This window comes from Novosphingobium sp. (assembly GCF_027531025.1).
Classification (GTDB): Bacteria; Pseudomonadota; Alphaproteobacteria; order Sphingomonadales; family Sphingomonadaceae; genus Novosphingobium.
In genome coordinates, this window is the sequence record NZ_JAPZQX010000010.1 from 1 (window position 1) to 18442 (window position 18442).

Here is an 18442-nt window from a genome sequence, read left to right on the forward strand (position 1 = left end):
GATCGCCGTCCTTGCTCAGCCGCTCCAGGTGCTCCGCCAGCGAAAACAGGCTGCGTGGGTGCATCGAAACTCTCCGTCCAATGCACCGAGTGAATCACAGGAAAGGCCTCAAAGCGAGGGGTTTTTGCGGGTGTCCAGCTCCCTTCGGGGGGCTTTTCGCGTTTGTGGCCCACTGTAAGCACTGTGGAAGCAAGGCGGCTCAAAGTTCTGCGTGATTGGGCGTGGTTCGAGGCCCGCAGGACTTCGCAATGCTACCGACCTTCTGGGTGTTTGCCGGCAAAAGAATTTGTGGCGGGGTATTCTCGGTCATGGTAGGTTACATGTAACCAGATAGAGGAGGCGACCATGGTCGCAGCAGCAACAACACCTCCACGTTCATCAAAGTCCAAGGTTCAGGCTTATCGTGCGCGTTTGCGCAGTATGGGGCTTCGTCCAATCCAGATCTGGGTTCCCGATGTGCGGGCTGCCAGCTTCAAGAACGAGGCGCACCGGCAAGCTCTGGCTGTTGCAAAGAGCGCGCATGCTGCGGAGGACCAAGCTTTTGTCGACGCCATCTCCGACTGGGATGACGCATGAAACGGGGTGAGATTTGGACAGCATCAGGCGGCGCAGATTATGCGAGTAAACCCAGGCCAGTTGTCATCATCCAAGACGACGTGTTCGATGGCACCGGTTCTGTAACGATCTGTCCGCTGACGACTGATCCAACTGATGCACCTCTGTTCCGCCTCGCCATCGAGCCAAAAGACCGCAACGGACTAAAGTCAGCAAGCCGTATCATGGTCGACAAGGTGACCACCGTTCCCAAATCCAAATTAGGCGAACGCGTGGGCCGCATTGAAGATGAGGACATTGTCCGCCTCAATCAGGCATTGATGGTGTTCCTGGGTCTGGCTGTAACTCCCAAGTCCGGCTCGCGTAGCTGATCACAATCCCGTGGATGGTTGTGATTGCGCAATCTTGCGTAAACCGCAACGCGCGAACATAGTGGCAACATTCTCGAATCGCGGATGGACCAATGCGCTTGCTGACCAAGGAGTTTTATACCCTCGCTGAGCTGCAGGCCGCATGGGATATGCCTGATCAGGATATGCATTACCTGATAGCCACAAGTAGGCTGAAGTTGTCGATCGTGGTTTATTCGCAGACTTTGGTGACATTGCCGTCAGGTCCGCACCTTCCGACCGATGCAAAGCGGCAAGTCTACAGTGGCATGCTTGATCTAAACCCATCCGATGCCGTTACGATACTGCGTCAAGGTGAGGCGACGATTGCATGCTTTAGCTTGCCGGACGGGCAGGCAGGGCATTTCCCCTATTTCTTCCGCGAACAGACTGTCACCAGGGTGGAGGAGCTGATGGTCCGCCATACTGAGCGGGAGCGGGTTGAGCGGCAATGGCTTGCATCCCGCGCTTCGGATGGTCCGGGCATCTTTGGGCATTCGGCCGACTACCGCTCGGTGCACATGCGTGATGCCAAGTTTACGCTGGGTCCAAAACAGGCCGGCGTCATAGAACAACTTCACCGTGCCCATATGCTGGGACAGCCATGGTGCTCCGGCCGCGACTTGCTTGATCATGTGGGGTCTGAAGGCGACAGGCTTCGCGATTTGTTCAAATCAAAATCGACCTGGTCTTCGCTTATTTTGTCAGATGGCCGCGGACTTTATCGCCTCGCGATCCCCACCCAGCAGTAACTCACCCGATCCCACGGATTTGCGCGCTGTGAATCGGTAAAATCGCGCGTGGTGTTGAGTGGCCGCATCCCACTCTATCCCACCTCGATCCCCTGCTATCCCCCACCCATCCCCCAGTGATCCCCCAGCACAATCTGCATTTGATCCCCATCCCAGGGCCACGACATCCCCCAGTCTGAACCGGCACCTCCCGAGCGGGCCCACCTTACGGCCCGCAAGGAGACTATGCATGACGACCAGACATCTTAGCCAAAGTGATCTTTCTGATCGCTGGACCATCAGCCCGCGGACCCTCGAGCGTTGGCGCTGGGCCGGCTGTGGCCCACGCTACCTCAAGATAGGCGGCCGGGTCGTTTATCGCCTCGAGGACATCGAGGCCTACGAGAACACCCAGGCATTCAACAATACGGCCGAGTTTGCCGCAGCGCGGGGAGGCGTCCATGGCCGTTGAAGTCCCGCTTCTGACTGTGCCTGACACGGTGCTAACAGAGGTTGAAGAACATGGGCGGCATCTGGCGCCGATTATGCAGGCTGTGCGTGACTTTGGCGTCAGCATGATCTTCGTGCCCCAAGGCATCAAGGACCACCACGAGGCCCTGCCTGCAGTTCTCGCCGAACCATTCATCGCGCTCATCGGCGATGACATGTACCAGGCGCTGGGGCCGAAGGCGTTCGGCAAGAAGATGCTGACCCGGTTGATCCGCAAGGCTGACGTTGCCGCCATTGTTGCCAGCGAGGCCGTCTACGAGGTCTATGACCAGATGAGCCAGCAGGCCGCACTGGCCCGGCGCAATGTGTTGATCATCGAGACGCTCCCGAACTGCGAACTCGAATGGGTGGCGGCCTTGCGTAAAGTCCACCCCAAACTTCCGACCACCCTGTGCACCGTCAAGCCGGAGGTCCAATGCTGAAGGAGGCATCCAACAACAGAACCCACCGTCCGGTCATTCATGGCGGCATCGCCACCACCGCTCGCCTGCTGGGCGAGCGGATGGAGGATTTGGCATTGCACCTGCTTGGTGCGCCCAACAAGAAGCTCTCGACCCGTGATGAACTGCGCTTTGGCAACAATGGCAGCACCAGCGTCAATATCGGCGGGGCTGAGCCCGGTGTCTGGTACGATCACGAGGCGGCCACGGGCGGCGGGGCACTCGAGCTCATCCAGCATGTGCACCACTGCGATCTCAAGGTGGCCTGTGCATGGGCAGATGACTGGCTGGGGCTGGTGCCCCTGCCAGCGCCTTCCGCGCCGGTGAAGCCCAAAACCAGAATGCCCAAGGCAGAGCCAGTGCCCGCAGTGGATGTCGATCTTCCTGCGCCTCCGCCGGCCGAGCCGCCATCAGAGCCGACACAGTTTGCAGCCAAGGTCGCCAACATCATCGTGCAGTCAGGCCCAGCGCAGGGAACGCCTGCAGAGGTCTATCTGCGCAGCCGCGGGATCACGATGCCGCTGCCACAGTCGATCTGCTACCGTGAGGGAGCGATGCGCCAGTATGGTGCGCTGGTTGGCCTTGCGACTGACGATGCCGGCGAGGTCCTCGCCGTCCAGCAGGTCTATCTCACGGCCACTGGCGAGAAGGCGCCGGTGAATCCTGCCAAACGGACAAACAAGGCCGTGGATGGCTGGGCTGAGCGATCAGCGGTCAGGGTGCCGGGCAGGGCGCCGATCATTCTGTGCGAAGGCATCGAGACCGCCCTATCTATCGCGCAGGCGACAGGGCAGGAAACCTGGGCCTGTCTCGGCATTGGCAATATGGCAAAGGCGCCACTGCCGGATGGCGCGGAAGTGATCATTGCGCGCGACGGGGATATCCCCGGCAGCCCGGCCGATGGGCAGGTCGAACGCGCCCTTGCGACCCTCAAGGATCGCGGGTTCATCGCCTTGCTGGCCACCCCGCCGCAGGATCAGGACTTCAACGATGTGCTGCAGGGTGAAGGCGAAGAAGCCGTGCGCATGGCGATTGTTGAGGCGGTGCCCCCTGATGCCTTTGGCAAGACCGGCACGAAAGAGGTCTATATCGGATCGGACGTCGAACTCGCCCAGCGGGTGAGGGAAGATCTGACCGAACGGCTTGGACGCATCGTCCATGCCGAAGGGGCCTTCTGGCATTACGAGCGCACCCACTGGAAACCGGTCCCCGATCGGCTGCAGCGCGTTACGGTCCATCGTTATGACGGGGCAGAATACAAGACCCCAAGCGGGGAGCCGTCAAGGGTAAAGCTCGGCAAGGGCCGGATCGATTCCATCCTCAATGAATGCGCCACGCTGTGTTCCGAGCCCGACTTCTTCAGCAGCCGACCCATCGGGATCAACTGTGCATCAGGGTTCATCCAATTCGATGGCAAGGGCGCGCCGACACTGGTGCCGCATAGCCAGTTCATGCGCTGCCGGCACACCCTGCCGGGCCAATGGCAGCTCGGAAATTGTGCGGAGCCTCCAGAGGGCAGTCTGCTCGCCAAGCTGCTGGGCGGGGCATTTCTGGGTGATCCGGAGGCGGACGCGAAGGTCACATTGCTGGCCGAGGTCTGCGGGGCTGCGGCTCTGGGCTATGCAACCCATCTCATCCAGCCCAAGGCGGTGATCCTCTATGGCCAGACGGCGGAGAACGGCAAAAGCCAGATCCTCGATCTCGCCCGCGGGCTGCTGCCAGCCAACGCCATCTGCTCGGTCCCAGCTGCGCGCATGGGCGATGAGCGTCATGTCATCGGGCTGGTTGGGAAGCTTCTCAACGCCACCGACGAGCTCTCCTCGGCGGCCGTCGCTTCCGACACGTTCAAGTCGATCGTGACCGGCGAGCCCATTGAAGGGCGTGACGTCTACAAGAGCCGGATCGAGTTCCGCTCGATTGCGCAAAACCTGTTCGCGACGAACAACCTGCCGGCCTTCCAGGGCGGGATTGATCGCGGCGTGCAGCGGCGTTTGCTGGTGATCCCGTTCAACCGCACGATCCCCAAGGAGGAGCGGATCGAGAACATTGGCCAACGCGTTGCCCGGGAGGAGGCCGATCTGCTGCTCGCCTGGGTGGTGGCTGGTGCATCGCGGCTCGTGGCGCACCGGAACTTCTCAATTCCCCAATCCTGTTCTCAGGCTCTGACCGAATGGATCTTCGGCGCGGATCCCGTGCTCGCCTGGCTCGATGAATGCACCGAGGTGTTCCCGTTCGGCCCCGGCAGCCCCTATCTTACCACGAGGTCTGCTTACTCCTCGTTCCAGAACTGGGCGGTCACGGAAGGGTTCAAGGGGGACAAGCTACCAGCGATCAACGGATTCGTGCAGCGTATTCAGGCCAATGTGTCGGGGATCGGCTACAAGCGGACCAGCGTCGGCCGGGTGTTCATGGGGCTCAGGATCAAGACTACGCATGGGGCGTAATCCATGACGCACCTGTGTCGCGAAAATGACGGGTTATGACCCCTAAGTGCATGATAATGAACAGATGACGCACCGACCCCCTAACCTTTTTATATACAGGGGAAATAAACATCATTTTTATCCATCCCTCGCCCGCACATGTAATGGTTAGGGGGTGGGTGCGTCATCTGTTCATTTACAACAATTTGCACCCCAAAACCCGTCATTCTAGCGACACAAGTGCGTCATGAAGTCCTGCGTCCGCCCGCGCAGCCCCACGCGAGATGGAGGGGGGAGGGTAAAAGCGTACGGGTTCGAGATGGGAAACCGCGTTCGATCCAAAGTTCACGCACCCGCGAATTAGCGACCGGGGGTCAAAAATACGAAATGGCGTAAATACAGATGCTTGATTCAAGTGGCGCGTCTGATTTTGTGCACAAATTGCAATGCGTGTGTTGACGGTAAGTGATCCCGTTACGACCCGGCTCGCCGCGCGACGGCTGCATAACCTCCAGTGGGTCGATCACTGGATCATCGGGTTCTTGCACCGGCAATGCTGCGACGGCGACCAGATGGGCAACTGGGCGCACCATTGCGCTGACAGGAGATGTAAGCGGCACCAGTGCGGCATTCGACGGATCTGCTGCCTTGTCGTTCGCGGCAACTCTCGCCAACAGCGGCGTGACAGCCGGCACTTACACCAAGGTAACGGTAGATGCGAAAGGTCGGGTGACAACGGGCGCGTCGCTTGCTTCGGCAGATGTAACCGGAGCCCTGGGCTATACCCCTGCCAACAAGGCTGGAGAGAGCTTTGCCGGTTCGATCTCGGTGACGGGCACGATCACCGCTACCGGCGACATCACGGCCTATTCTGATGCCCGACTCAAGACGAACGTTGAGACGATCTCTGACGCTCTGGCACTGGTCCGCAAGCTTCGCGGGGTAACCTTCACTCGCCTCGATACGGGTAGCCGCGGGATCGGCGTCGTTGCCCAGGAATTGGCAGCGGTTGTGCCCGAGGTGGTTATGACCCACGAAGATGGGCTGCTGTCTGTCGCCTATGGCAATCTTGTTGGCGTGCTGATCGAAGCTGTGAAGGAGCTCTCTGGCAAGGTTGAGCGGCTTGAGGGCCGCGCATGACGCTGAAGAGTTCACGGCCGATTTCGCTTGGTAACGGCGTGGTTGAACTGGGCCGCACATCGACCACCTGCAAGTGGCTGACCTGAGCCCGGCAAACTGGTCCGTTTTAAGTGAGAAATTCCCGGTTAGGTTTGGCAGTTGCCGAACGAGGGAGTTTCGGGATGAAGAAGTCGCGTTTTAGTGAGCAGCAGATCGCCTTCATATTGAAGCAGGCGGAGGATGGAACAACGGTCGAGGAGGTCTGCCGCAAGGCAGGGATCTCGATCCAGACGTACTACCGATGGCGAAGCAAGTATGGCGGACTGATGCCGTCGGAGATGAAGCGCTTGAAGCAGCTTGAAGAGGAAAACATCCGGCTCAAACGCCTGGTGGCGAACCTCAGCCTCGACAAGGAGATGCTGCAGGATGTCATCAAGCGAAAGCTGTAAGGCCTGATCGGGCCCGTGAACTGGTAGGCTACATGCAGGCCAGTTACGGTGTCTCCGAGCGGCGGGCATGTGACGTGTTCCCGACCAATAGGGCAACTGTCCGATACAAATCCCGCCGCCCCGATCAGGCCAGTCTCGAAATGCGGATCAAGGACCTTGCCGCGACAAGGGTGCGCTATGGCTATCGGCGCATTCATGTCCTGCTGCGGAGAGAAGGGTGGCAGATCAACCACAAAAAGACCCGACGGATCTATCGGGAACTGGGCCTGCAACTGCGCAACAAGACGCCCAAGCGCAAGGTCAAGGCAAAGCTGCGGGAAGACCGAGTTCCGGCAACGGCGGCCAACGATTGCTGGTCGATGGACTTCCTCTCCGACCAGTTGTTCGATGGCCGGAAGATCCGGGTTCTGTCGATAATCGACAACTACACCCGCCTGTCTCCGGCGCTCGACGTTCGCCTGAGCTACCGCGGCAGCGACGTAGTCGATACGCTGGAGCGCATCGCTGTCCAGTATGGGCGGCCAAAGCGCATCAGGGTCGATCAAGGTCCCGAGTTCATCTCGAAGGATCTCGACCTATGGGCCTACCAGCATGATGTTGTGCTGGACTTCAGTCGACCGGGTAAACCAACCGACAATGCCTTTGCGGAGTCGTTCAACGGCCGGGTCAGGGCCGAGTGCCTCAACGCAAACTGGTTCTTGAGCCTGGCCGATGCTCGGCATAAATGTGAGGCGTGGCGGCAGGATTACAACCATGTCCGCCCGCACAGTTCCCTCGGCAACCAAACCCCGGCGGAGCGCGCTTTTGCATCAGGGCAGGCTAGCCTGCCCTGATGCAAAAAGAGCCGGTCTTTCTCGCAATGACCGGACCAGAGATGGGGCCATGCTCAGAATGTCTAGGACCTACTGTTCGAGCGTGGGTCGCCGTGGCAGGCCAATCGTACCTGCTCCGTCCAATTTATGTCCGCTAATATAGCAAGTTACCTTGCACGCAGACCCCCATGATGGGAAGGTGACCTGCTATAAGGTGGTAAGCTCCAACCTTACGTGACCGCGCAATCGCTCTTACGGCGCTCTTGACCGGAACGGCGCTGCCCGCTTCGCCGCTCTGGGCCAGAGTAGGACTCGTCCGCGGCGATCCGTCTGTCACCTGATCGACGATCCGAACTTCTTTTGCTCTGCAATCTAGACTGCGACATGTTTTTCCTTCCAGCATGCGGCTTCTCTCCGTTGGAGGGACTAGCCAGTAGGCGGGCGCTCGTCATGATAATTGGGAGAAACGATAAAAATGATAATTAAGACTGGCGTCTCGCCATTGGAAACACTCAGCCAACTATGAACCAGTTGTTCAATAAACGGTCCTGAGAAGTTGCCCGAATGTGCTCTAGCTTCCTATGCGGGTAATGCATTTAGCCGCGAGATCGATTAGGGATATCAGGGTGTCATTTCACCCGCGAACGATTTCTAGAATTTTTTCGCTCATTTACACCCTGAGGCGCAGAAGCGGCGAAGGCCCGCGCGATTCCGATGTTTCCCTTACGCGTCTTTCTTCAGGTTCAGTTTCCCATTGCGGCCGGTTAGGTCACGTACATCGGCAAGCCCTCATAATCTGAATTCGCTGCTTCTCTGCCATCACGCCACCTGAACGGGTTTGATCGGCTTTCGCGACCGGCCCGTCTCAAACCGGGACGTACCAATTTTGGGGCTTGGCAGGCGCTGGGCCAGTCATAACGTTTTTAGGGTCCAATCAGGGCAAATAAACGTGGAGAGACTCATGCGTAAACTCACAGACGCCGAACTCGAGGCTGTCAGCGGCGCTGGCACGAGCTGGGGCAATCCTGGCACGCGCAATTCCGCAAGCAAGGGCAATCCCTCATCGAGCGGCAACCCCGGCACGAGCAACTCGGCTTCAAATGGCAATCCGGGCAACAGCAATCCGAGCCACAATCAAAACAATCATCACTGATCACCATCAAGGGAGATAAACCATGCGTGAACTTACGAAGCATGAGCTGAGCCAGGTTGCTGGTGCCGGCAATGGCAACAAGAACTACGGCGGTGGCCCGGGCAATAGCGGCCCTGGTGATAAGAATAGCCAGAACGAGCAGGGCCACGGTGGCCAGCCGACCAACCGTTGAGGTATTGCGGTGGCCGGGATGAGGGTGCTTAGATGCGTACTGCCCTCATCTCGGCTTACTGCCACAGGCTGAAGGCCAAAATAAATATCATAATTCACAATAAATTGTGCATTTTTAATCAAAATTATGAAAATCAAAATTCATAAGATTTGAGATGAATGCCAATAATTGGTTTATTTTATAATTTTGATTTAATATGTTTGCGCTCTAATCAATTCAGTTTCTAAGCGCTCGATCTAGCGTTTCTGTAATACTTTCTGCCGCAATCATGGCTGGCTGGGCTGCGAGGTGGGCATACCGCGCAGTGGTCTGGACCTGGGTGTGGCCCAGAAGCTTTCCGATGATTGGGAGTGAATGGCCAGCCGCAATCGCTGTTGAGGCGAACGTATGCCGCAGGTCATGGATTCGAACATCATGCAGCCCAGCCCGTGCACGCGCTCGCTGCCAGAAGGGCTGAAGGTCGCTCAGGCGCTGTCCTTCCAGCTTGCCGGTAATCACCCACGGATTTCCCGGAATGGCGGTAGCCTGTTCCAACAATGCAACTGCTGCCTCGCCAAGGTGGACTACTCGCGCTCCCGTTTTGGTATCTGGTAGATGTAGGGCGCGACCCTCAAGATCGACGTACTCCCACTTTAGCTTCATGATCTCGTTCAATCGGCACCCGGTGTAGATTAGGAGCCGCGCGGCCAAAATGGCGGACTTGCTTTCTAGCCCCTCATCATCAAGTTCGCGCAGCACTTCTCCTAAGCGCTTTAGCTCGGCCGTGCTCAGGAAGCGCTCACGCTTCTGTTCGGGGTATTTGGGGATGTGTCGACGGGGATTGCTGCCGTCGGGCCGCAGTCCCCACATCTCGGCCAGATTGAACATCTTCGAGATGATCTCGAGGCAGCGGTTGGCTTGGTAGGGGATGCGCCGCAGATCGTGATGAAACTTCGCGATGTCTGCTCGGGTCACATCGACGACCCGCAAACGTCCGAGTGCAGGGAGGATGAACCGCTCTAGGTTACGGCGGTATTCACGGGCTGTGCTGGCCTTGAGGCGAAGGGCAATGTGCTCTTCGTCGAAGCGTTCTGCCAGTTCGCTGACCATCAGGGCTTTGCGGTAGGCCTCCTTGTCGGCGGCTGGATCCTGCCCATTGCGCGCTTCTGACAGTATGGCCATGGCCCGGGCGCGAGCTTGTTCCGGGGTAATGATGGTGGTCGGCCCAAGGGTAATTCGCCGCGACCGACGGCCAGCGCGGTATTGTACGATGAACTGCTTGCGCCCGGATGGCAGGACGCGAAGCCCCAGGCCGGGCATGTCATCGTCCCAGACACAAAAGTCTCGGTCGGTCGGCTGGATGGTCTCAATGTTGCGCTTGGTCAGTTTGGTCATGTGCGAAAAACTCCCGTCTGGCGAAACGAGCCCCCGGGTCGATGCAGGGCGATAAGGTGGGCTGTGCCTGAGAGGTGTGGGTGCTCATCAGCTTTGGCGAAGTCAACCAACACATTGACTTATAGTATTTAAAGGAAGGGGTGCGTGCTTTGGCGTATGCGCTGCAATGGCTGCAAGCGAGGTAATTGGGTCAGTCAGGCCAGAGTGATTCGGTAAACGGCCCCACGAGCAGCGTCCCGCAATGTCTCGATCGGAACGCCCTGTTTTTTGCGAAGCACGCCCGAGATCAGCCCACGGATGGAGTGGGCCTGCCATCCGGTTTCGGTGGCCATCTCTTTCATGCTTACACCATCGGTGCGCTGCATCATGGCCTTGATGGTTTCTGCGGGGCTCTGCTTGGGAGCGCCGAATTTAATATAGCGGTCATGGGTTCTGTATGGTGGTTTTGCGTCACCCTCTATCAGTCCCAATGCGGCGTGAGCTAAAATGGTGACCCTTAAGGTCACAGGGCCGAGTGCAGCATCATAACGCCAGACCAGATTGCTGCTGGAAGCCGGGGTTTCTTCAATCAGGTGGCGGCTCAGGAGCGACTTGCAGATGTTGCCAACCGCGCCGCCTTTGAGGTCCTGCATGATTGGGAACAGCTCGCCATCGGGACGGGCGCATGCTGTCTCCAGAATGCAGCGTTGGTGATGTGACAGGTCAACCTGGGGCATCGTCGCCACCTCTCTTTCTGACTTGTCGTACCGCTCTGAAGCGAGCCAAAGTCAAATCACCGATGCGATTTACCCAAGCGATTGTCGTGCTTTCGGACAATCAATCGGCCTGCTTTCGTAAGCTCTGCGTAAGCAAGAGGGAGAAAATGGGGGCGCAATCGAGCGCAAGTCAGCCGGGGTTCCATCGGGTATTGACGTCCGGATTGGCGCAGGATAGCGTGATTTTGCGAATCAGGAAGTATCTGATAGAAATCAGAAAAACACGGCTCATAACCTGAAGGTCGCAGGTTCAAATCCTGCCCCCGCAACCACACAAAACCCCGCTTCGGCGGGGTTTTGTGTTGCCCGCCGTTCACCGAGCGATAGGAAGCTAGCCATGCCGCGCCTGCGCAGATCCTCATTGGCTGCTGTCCTGCCGATTGGCACCGCAACCCTGATCGCGCTTGGTGTGGTGCTTGCCCTGGTGGCAGGTGACATGACCCGAGACCGTCCGTCAGAGCTGGCCTCGCTGCCCGGGCTCCCTGGTGATGCGCCGTTGCTTGGAGGGCAGCCGAATCTGTCCGAAATGGACGCCGCCCGCGCCAGGAATGCCGCGGTGCCCTTCGTGAAAGGACCGATTACACCCGCGCCGCGCTTTGTTTTTGCGGGTAGCGCGAATGATCGTCAGCGGGCGACCGAATGCCTGGCATTGGCGGCGCTGGCCGAAGCTGGTCCCAGCGACATCGGGCAGCGCGCGGTGATCCAGGTCGTCTTGAACCGGGTACGCCACCCGGCCTTTGCCAAGACGGTGTGCGGCGTGGTGTTCGAAGGGGCCGAGCGGCAGACCGGCTGCCAGTTCACCTTCACCTGCGATGGCTCGTTGGCCCGGCGCTACACCGAAAGCGCCTGGGAGCAGGCCCGGTTGCGGGCGGCCGAAGGTTTGGGGGGCTATGTGTTCAGGCCGGTTGGTCTGGCCACCCATTATCACACCGACTGGGTCTATCCCTATTGGAGCCCTGAGCTCGACAAGCTGGCCCAGGTTGAAACCCACCTGTTCTTCCGCTGGCCCGGTTTCTGGGGCACGAAGCGGGCCTTCTCGGCCAGTTACCGGGGCAACGAACCCGATCCAGCGACGCTGAGCGGCGGTGCCGAGGCTGCCCTCGCGCCGGCCGTGGCGCTGCCGACCCCGGTTGCCGGCGCCCCGCAGATAGACAGCGGCACGTTGGTAATGCGCGCGACCGGCGGCAAGGCCAACTTCATCCTGCTATCCGGCACGGCCACGAGCGATGCGCTGGCCGCAGCGCGGGCAGTCTGCAACCAGCCGGGGACCTGCCGCGTCCTCGGGTGGAGCGATCCCGCCGCCATCCCGCAAGCCTTCCCGATTCCGCCCGCAGCCCGCGCCGCATTGCAGTTCAGCTATAGCCGCGATCCCGGTGGGGCCGAGATCGTGCTCTATGGCTGCGGCCATTTTGCAGGCGTCCCGCGGGAGCAGTGCATTCCGCGGGCGCGCTAGGCGTCAGTCGCTGAACTGGCCTCCGCTCGCCGCGAGTTTTTCCAGCAGCGGCGCGACCGGCAGCTTGTGCCGCTTCAGGCCGTCCACAATCTTGCCCAGGCCTTCATGGTCGGCCCAGTGCATGATCCCGCCGGTCCAGGCCGGCCAGCCATAGCCGTTGAGCCAGACCAGATCGATGTCGCCGGCGCGCTGGGCGATGCCTTCCTCGAGGATCAGCGCGCCTTCCGAAACCATCGGGTACAGCAGGCGCTCGAAGATCTCCTGCTTGCTGACCGCGCGTTGGCTCACGCCTGACTTGGCGGCAAAATCGGCGATGATTGCCTTCACCTCATCGGATGGGTTGCGCTGGCGATTTTCGTCGTAATCGTAGAAGCCCTTGCCGGTCTTCTGGCCCCAGCGGCCGACGGCGCAGAGCGCCTCGCGGATCGTGGTGACCTTGCTGGGATCGCGGTGCCAGCCAATGTCGAGCCCGGCGAGGTCGCCCATCTGGAACGGCCCCATCGGGAAGCCGAAATCGAGCAGCACCTGGTCGATATCGTAATAGGCCGCGCCTTCCATCAGCAGGGCATTGGCCTGTTCCTGGCGCTTGGACAGCATGCGGTTGCCGATAAAGCCGTGGCACACGCCCGAGACGACGGGCACCTTGCCGATCTTGCCGGCGAGCTGCATCACGGTAGCCAGTTCGCTTGCCCCGGTCTTCGCGCCGCGGACCACCTCAAGCAATTTCATGATGTTGGCGGGCGAGAAGAAGTGCATGCCCAGCACCGCTTCGGGCCGCTTCGTTGCGGTCGCAATCTCGTCCACGTCGAGGTAGCTGGTATTGCTGGCCAGGATCGCGCCGGGTTTCACGATGGCGTCCAGCCGCCCGAAGACGTCCTTCTTCACTTCCATCGATTCATAGACCGCCTCGATCACCAGGTCGCAATCGGCCAGGCTCTCGAATTCGAGGCTGGGGGTCAGGCGCGCCATGGCCGCCTCCGCTACCGCGGCTTCGATCCGCCCGCGCTTGACGCTGGCTTCGTAGTTCTTGCCCATCACCGCGACGCCGCGATCCAGCGCGGCCTGCTCGCGCTCGACGATGGTCACGGGGATCCCGGCCGAGAGGAAGTTCATGGCGATGCCGCCGCCCATGGTCCCGGCACCGATCACGCCAACCTTGTTGATGGCAATCAACGGCGTGTCGGCCGGCAGGTCGTCAATCCTGGCACAGAGCGCGAGGGCGGCGGCAATATGGTCCTTGGCGCCAGGCAAAGCATCAGTCATCGTCTAGTTCCTCTCAATTCACTTGGCGCTCATAGCCTTCCCAATAGGGTGCGCGCAGTTCGCGGCGCAGGATCTTGCCGCTGGGATTGCGGGGCAGGGCTGCGATCACGTCGACGCTCTTGGGCACCTTGAACCCGGCGAGCCGCTCTCGAGCCCAGCCGATCACGCTGTCGGCATCGATGGTGTGGCCGGGCTTGGGCACGCAGACTGCTTTCACTGCTTCGCCCCACTTCTCGTCCGGAACGCCGATTACGGCCACTTCCAGCACGTCCGGGTGTCCATAAATGCCGCTTTCAACCTCGGCGGGGTAGACGTTCTCCCCGCCCGAGATGATCATGTCCTTCGCCCGATCATAGATATAGACGTAACCGTCTTGATCGAGATAGCCGACGTCGCCCGTGGCGATCCAGCCATCCGCGTCCATCGTGCTGGCCGTGGCTTCGGGCAGCTTCCAGTAACCCAGCATGTTGTTGGACGACCGGGTGACGATTTCCCCGATCTCGCCGGTCCGCACGGCCTTGCCGTCGCTGCCCCGGATCATGATCTCGACCCCGGGCAGCGGCTTGCCGGCTGAGCGCATCCGCTGATTGCCTTCGACCGAATGGTCTTCCGGCGGAAGGGTGCAGATCGTGCCGGTGGTCTCGGTCATCCCGTAAGCCTGGATGAACTCGGCGCCGAACATCGCGATGCACTGGCGCAGAAGTTCCAGCGGGATCGGCGATGCACCATAGAGGATGTAGCGCAGGCGGCTGAAATCGGTCTTCGCGCAATCCGGGTGATTGAGCAGCATCTGCAGCGCGGCCGGGACAATGAAGAACCGCGTGACCCCGCGGTTGACCACGGCATCGAACACACGGGTCGGCTCGAATTCGCTCAGCACGATCCCAGGCAGGCCCGCCGCCAGCGACATGACGCCGAGGCCTGTGCCCCCGATATGGGCGCAGGGCATGGCGACGAGGATCGCCTCGTCATCGTCGAGCAGGCTGTAGGGATGGGGATTGTCGATCCCGGCCTTGCGCAACACAAACAGGTTGGCGTTCGAAAGCACCGCACCCTTGGGATTGCCGGTGGTGCCGCTGGTATACAGCTGGAGCACCGCATCGTTGGCACCGGATGGTTCGAATTCGATGCGCGGCGAGTCCTTCATCAGCTTCCGCGCCTCATCGGCCGTGAAGCAGCGGATCAGGCCCGGGCGCTTGCCCAGCGTATCGGCGCAGGCTTCGAACCCGTCGCCGAGGAACAGTACCTTCGCTTCGGCATTGTCGATGATGAAGGCCGCTTCGGGCTCGGCCAGGCGCCAGCCCACGGGGGTCATCACGATCCCGGCGCGGGCCGCGCCGAAGAACAGCGTGAAATAGGCCGTGGCATTCTTGCCGAACCAGGCGATGCGATCGCCCTTCTTGACGCCCATTCCAAGCAGCGCGCTAGCAACGCGCGCCGTGGCGTCTTCCAGTTCGCCATAGGTCAGGGTCAGGTCATCGTCATCCAGCGCAATCCCGGCCGGCTTGTCCTTCGCCCAGAACCGGATGAATTCGTCGAAGGTGAAAAGATCCGCCGTGCGCTGCGCGCGCGCGAGCAGCCGCTGGTAAGTTGCCTCGTCCATCAAGCTCTCCCTGTCCCTTCCCTTGCTGACATTCTTGCAAGTGGAACGGCCGGGAGCAAGCGCAAAGGCGCTAGGTTGGGCTACCTGCCATCAGGCTGGCATTGCCGCCAGCCGCGGTCGTGTCGATGCAGGTTACCCGCTCGGTTGCGAAGCGCGGCAGATAATGCGGGCCGCCGGCCTTGGGCCCGGTGCCGGAGAGCCCTTCGCCGCCAAACGGCTGGCTTTCCACCACCGCGCCGATCTGGTTGCGGTTGACATAGAAGTTGCCGACCCGGGCACGGGCCTGGACCAGCCGCCGGGTGGCATCGATCCGGCTGTGGAGGCCCAGGGTCAGGCCATAGCCGGTAGCGTTGATCGCATCGACCACGGCCCCGAGGTCCTCGGCCCGGAATCGCGCGACATGCAGCATGGGGCCGAAGTGTTCGCGCGACAGATCGGCAATCGAATCGATTTCGATGATCGTGGGCGCAACGAAGGTTCCGTTCGCGCAGGCCTCGGGCAGGTCACGCTGCCACACGCGACTCCCGGCAGCCTTCATTGCGGCAATATGCTGGTCGAGCGCGGCCTTGGCCTCGGCATCGATCACCGGGCCGACATCGGTGACGGGGTCTTCCGGATTGCCGATCTCCAGCGCTTCGAAGGCTCCGCGGATCATCTCTAGCATCCCGTCATGGACCTCGTCCTGCAGGTACAGCACGCGCAGCGCCGAGCAGCGCTGGCCCGCGCTCTGGAACGCACTGGCCACGACATCGCGGGTGACCTGTTCGGGCAGGGCCGAACTGTCGACGATCATCGCGTTCTGTCCTCCGGTTTCGGCGATCAGCGTAGCAAGCGGCCCATCGCGCTGCGCGAGGGCCCGGTTGATCGCGCGCGCCGTTTCGGTCGAACCGGTAAAGGCCACCCCGGCCACCTCGGGCCGTGCCGTCAGCAGCGCGCCAACGCTGCCATCGCCCGGCACCAGTTGCAGCACGTCGTCGGGAATGCCGGCCTCGTGGCACAACCGCACGGCGAGGGCGGCGATCAGCGGCGTCTGCTCGGCAGGTTTGGCCAGCACGCTATTGCCTGCGGCAAGCCCGGCCGCCGCCATGCCAATGAAGATCGCCAGCGGGAAGTTCCACGGGCTGATCGTGACGAAGACCCCGCGCCCGTGCAGCGTCAGCCGGTTGCTCTCGCCTGTCGGCCCGGGGAGCGCCACACTGTCGCCAAAGTGCGCGCGGGCCTGGGTCGCGTAATAGCGCAGGAAATCGACCGCCTCGCGCAGTTCCAGCACGGCATCGACCAGCGTCTTGCCGGCCTCGCGCTGGCAGAGCGAGAGGAATTCCGGGGTGTGCGCCTCGAAGGCATCGGCGGCCCGCTCCAGCAGTTCAGCGCGCGCCGCGCCGCCCAGCGCATCCCAGCCGGGTTGCGCTGCCGCCGCGCGCTCGGCGGCAAAGGCGATATCGGCGGCGGTTGCCACCCGGATCGTCCCGACCAGCTGGTCTTGATCATGCGGCGCGTGCACTTCGCAAGTCGGGCCGGGTTCGCCCGCAGTCGCAGTCGGCTCCGCCTCCCAGCGCAGCGCGCGCAGCTCATCGAGGTGCGCCAGCAGCGGCGCGCGCAGCAGCGGATCGGCCAGGTCCACCCCGGCGCTATTGCGCCGCGCTGGAAAGATCTGGTGCGGCAGCGGGATCGCGGGATTGCGCCGGGTGGTCAGCGCGGCCAGTTCCTCGACCGGATCGCCGACCAGCTCATCCACCGGCACTTCGGCATCGGCCATGCGGTTGACGAACGAGCTGTTCGCGCCGTTTTCCAGCAGGCGGCGGACGAGGTAGGCCAGCAGTTCCTTGTGCCCGCCGACCGGGGCATAGATTCGCACCGGGGTGCGCGGCTCACCCGCTTCGGCCTCGTGCTTGGCCAGCTCGGCATAGACATCCTCGCCCATGCCGTGGAGCCGCTGGAACTCGAACTCCGTGCGTGCCGCCAGCGCCTTGATCGCCCCGATCGTATAGGCGTTGTGGGTGGCAAAGGCCGGATAGATCGCATCAGGCGCGGCCAGCAGTTTTGCCGCGCAGGCCAGGTAGGAGACGTCGGTCGCAACCTTGCGGGTGAAGACCGGATAATCGCCATGCCCGCCAACCTGGCTCAGCTTGACCTCGCTATCCCAATAGGCACCCTTGACCAGCCGGACCATGATCCGGCGGCCATGGCGGCGGGCCAGCTGGATCGTCCAGTCGACCAGTGGCACCGCCCGCTTCGAATAGGCCTGAAGCGCCAGACCAAAGCCTTGCCAACCGCCCGCGAACAGGTCGTCATCGCTGACCAGCGCCTCGATTATATCGAGCGACAGCTCCAGCCGCTCGGCCTCTTCGGCATCGATGGTGAAGTGGATGTCCGCATCGCGCGCCTTGAGCGCCAGCGCCTTCAGCATCGGCACCAGCGCCGCCTTGGCGGCATCGGCGTGGAGGAAATCGTAGCGCGGGTGGAGCGCGGAGAGCTTGACCGAGATGCCCGGTGAGCGGACCACGCCGTCGCCCGCTTCCGTCGCGATCCGCTCCAGCGCCATTTCGTAGCTTTGGCGATAACGCTCGGCATCGGCGAAGGTCATGGCCGCTTCGCCCAGCATGTCGAAGCTGTGCGTCAGGCCCTGTTTGCGTTCCGGTGCGGCGCGTTCCAGCGCCTCGTCGATGGTGCGACCGAACACGAACTGGCCGCCGAGGATCTTCATCGCCTGCAAGGTCGCCTGGCGGATCACCGGTTCGCCCAACCGGCCGACCGCACGCTTCAGCGCGGCGCCAAAGCCATCCGACTTGGCGCGCCGCTGATCGAGCACCTGGCCGGTCAGCATCAGCGAAAAGGTGGCGGCATTGACGAAGGTCGAGCCGCTTTCACCCAGGTGCTCCGACCAGTCGATCCCGCCCAGCTTGTCATGGATCAGCGCGTCCGCCGTCGCCGCATCGGGCACCCGCAGCAGCGCCTCGGCCAGGCACATCAGGGCGATGCCTTCATCCGTGCCAAGGCCATAGGTTTGCAGAAAGGCATCGAGCCCGCTGGCCTTGTGCGCCCTCGCGCCTTCGACCAGCCGGGCCGCGATCCGGCGGGCTGCGGGATGGACCGCGCTGGCCGGAGCGGCCTGGCGCAGGCGCTCGGCAATGCAGGCTTCCTCATCCTGGCGATAGGCGGCGCAAAGGGCGGAGCGATCGATCGGGGCAGGCATGGGCGCCTCCTAGCACTGGTTACGATGGAAACCAATTGAGCATTCTTG

15 protein-coding genes and 1 pseudogene are annotated in these 18442 nt (G+C 61.5%); 11 read left to right on the forward strand and 5 right to left on the reverse strand.

Annotation, left to right across the window (positions count from 1 at the left end; all coding sequences use genetic code 11):
• The first annotated feature begins 345 nt into the window (after positions 1-345).
• The 10 genes from O9281_RS13745 (at position 346) to O9281_RS13790 (ending at position 8753) form a co-directional block, all read left to right on the forward strand.
• The gene (locus tag O9281_RS13745; protein ID WP_298186970.1) at positions 346-576 is read left to right on the forward strand and encodes an antitoxin MazE family protein; all 231 of its coding nucleotides are present in this window, start codon (positions 346-348) and stop codon (positions 574-576) included.
• Complete coding sequence (locus tag O9281_RS13750) at positions 573-926, forward strand: type II toxin-antitoxin system PemK/MazF family toxin (protein ID WP_298186972.1); 354 nt, start codon at positions 573-575, stop codon at positions 924-926. Before O9281_RS13745 ends, O9281_RS13750 begins: the two co-directional genes overlap by 4 nt.
• Before the next feature lie 92 nt (positions 927-1018).
• Complete coding sequence (locus O9281_RS13755; RefSeq protein ID WP_298186975.1) at positions 1019-1696, forward strand: hypothetical protein; 678 nt, start codon at positions 1019-1021, stop codon at positions 1694-1696.
• Positions 1697-1925: 229 nt separating this feature from the next.
• The gene (locus O9281_RS13760) at positions 1926-2147 is read left to right on the forward strand and encodes a helix-turn-helix domain-containing protein (protein ID WP_298186977.1); all 222 of its coding nucleotides are present in this window, start codon (positions 1926-1928) and stop codon (positions 2145-2147) included.
• Positions 2137-2607, forward strand: a complete 471-nt coding sequence (locus O9281_RS13765) for a hypothetical protein (RefSeq protein ID WP_298186979.1) — start codon at positions 2137-2139, stop codon at positions 2605-2607. The genes O9281_RS13760 and O9281_RS13765 overlap by 11 nt, the downstream gene beginning before the upstream one ends.
• Positions 2601-5069, forward strand: a complete 2469-nt coding sequence (locus tag O9281_RS13770; protein WP_298186982.1) for a phage/plasmid primase, P4 family — start codon at positions 2601-2603, stop codon at positions 5067-5069. The genes O9281_RS13765 and O9281_RS13770 overlap by 7 nt, the downstream gene beginning before the upstream one ends.
• Positions 5070-5696: 627 nt before the next feature.
• Entirely contained in the window at positions 5697-6188 is a 492-nt protein-coding gene (locus O9281_RS13775) for a tail fiber domain-containing protein (protein WP_298186983.1), read from the forward strand.
• A gap of 161 nt (positions 6189-6349) precedes the next feature.
• Positions 6350-7449 (forward strand): IS3 family transposase gene (locus tag O9281_RS13780; RefSeq protein ID WP_298186985.1). Its coding sequence is split into 2 segments (ribosomal slippage): positions 6350-6602 and positions 6602-7449, totalling 1101 coding nucleotides; the frame shifts between segments, so codons are not numbered across the junction.
• Positions 7450-8389: 940 nt separating this feature from the next.
• A complete protein-coding gene (locus O9281_RS13785) occupies positions 8390-8581 on the forward strand; it encodes a hypothetical protein (protein ID WP_298186987.1) in 192 nt (63 codons plus the stop codon).
• A 22-nt stretch (positions 8582-8603) separates the two neighbouring features.
• On the forward strand, positions 8604-8753 hold the full coding sequence (locus O9281_RS13790) for a hypothetical protein (protein WP_298186989.1): 150 nt from the start codon (positions 8604-8606) through the stop codon (positions 8751-8753).
• Positions 8754-8969: 216 nt separating this feature from the next.
• Here O9281_RS13790 and O9281_RS13795 read toward each other — a convergent pair whose 3' ends face one another.
• Entirely contained in the window at positions 8970-10127 is a 1158-nt protein-coding gene (locus O9281_RS13795) for a site-specific integrase (protein WP_298186991.1), read from the reverse strand.
• Between the two features lie 194 nt (positions 10128-10321).
• Positions 10322-10843 carry a DUF3489 domain-containing protein gene (locus O9281_RS13800; protein ID WP_298186993.1) on the reverse strand — a complete coding sequence of 174 codons (522 nt, stop codon included), beginning with the start codon at positions 10841-10843 and terminating at the stop codon, positions 10322-10324.
• 376 nt (positions 10844-11219) lie between these two features.
• Here O9281_RS13800 and O9281_RS13805 point away from each other — a divergent pair, with 376 nt between their 5' ends.
• Entirely contained in the window at positions 11220-12335 is a 1116-nt protein-coding gene (locus O9281_RS13805; protein WP_298186995.1) for a cell wall hydrolase, read from the forward strand.
• A 3-nt stretch (positions 12336-12338) separates the two neighbouring features.
• Here O9281_RS13805 and O9281_RS13810 read toward each other — a convergent pair.
• From O9281_RS13810 to putA, 3 genes and pseudogenes are all read right to left on the reverse strand, one after another.
• A pseudogene (locus O9281_RS13810) lies at positions 12339-13541 on the reverse strand (3-hydroxyacyl-CoA dehydrogenase NAD-binding domain-containing protein); the annotation flags it as partial.
• Between the two features lie 70 nt (positions 13542-13611).
• A complete protein-coding gene (locus O9281_RS13815; RefSeq protein WP_298186997.1) occupies positions 13612-15201 on the reverse strand; it encodes a fatty acid--CoA ligase in 1590 nt (529 codons plus the stop codon).
• Between the two features lie 70 nt (positions 15202-15271).
• Complete coding sequence (putA, locus tag O9281_RS13820; protein ID WP_298186999.1) at positions 15272-18394, reverse strand: bifunctional proline dehydrogenase/L-glutamate gamma-semialdehyde dehydrogenase PutA; 3123 nt, start codon at positions 18392-18394, stop codon at positions 15272-15274.
• Positions 18395-18442: the final 48 nt, after the last annotated feature.

Bases quoted from the DNA above. Each gene is read 5' to 3' on its own strand.
- O9281_RS13745 (WP_298186970.1), top strand. From the start codon at position 346: ATGGTCGCAGCAGCAACAACACCTCCACGTTCATCAAAGTCCAAGGTT.
- O9281_RS13750 (WP_298186972.1), top strand. From the start codon at position 573: ATGAAACGGGGTGAGATTTGGACAGCATCAGGCGGCGCAGATTATGCG.
- O9281_RS13755 (WP_298186975.1), top strand. From the start codon at position 1,019: ATGCGCTTGCTGACCAAGGAGTTTTATACCCTCGCTGAGCTGCAGGCC.
- O9281_RS13760 (WP_298186977.1), top strand. From the start codon at position 1,926: ATGACGACCAGACATCTTAGCCAAAGTGATCTTTCTGATCGCTGGACC.
- O9281_RS13765 (WP_298186979.1), top strand. From the start codon at position 2,137: ATGGCCGTTGAAGTCCCGCTTCTGACTGTGCCTGACACGGTGCTAACA.
- O9281_RS13770 (WP_298186982.1), top strand. From the start codon at position 2,601: ATGCTGAAGGAGGCATCCAACAACAGAACCCACCGTCCGGTCATTCAT.
- O9281_RS13785 (WP_298186987.1), top strand. From the start codon at position 8,390: ATGCGTAAACTCACAGACGCCGAACTCGAGGCTGTCAGCGGCGCTGGC.
- O9281_RS13790 (WP_298186989.1), top strand. From the start codon at position 8,604: ATGCGTGAACTTACGAAGCATGAGCTGAGCCAGGTTGCTGGTGCCGGC.
- O9281_RS13795 (WP_298186991.1), bottom strand. From the start codon at position 10,127: ATGACCAAACTGACCAAGCGCAACATTGAGACCATCCAGCCGACCGAC.
- O9281_RS13800 (WP_298186993.1), bottom strand. From the start codon at position 10,843: ATGCCCCAGGTTGACCTGTCACATCACCAACGCTGCATTCTGGAGACA.
- O9281_RS13805 (WP_298186995.1), top strand. From the start codon at position 11,220: ATGCCGCGCCTGCGCAGATCCTCATTGGCTGCTGTCCTGCCGATTGGC.
- O9281_RS13815 (WP_298186997.1), bottom strand. From the start codon at position 15,201: ATGGACGAGGCAACTTACCAGCGGCTGCTCGCGCGCGCGCAGCGCACG.
- putA (WP_298186999.1), bottom strand. From the start codon at position 18,394: ATGCCTGCCCCGATCGATCGCTCCGCCCTTTGCGCCGCCTATCGCCAG.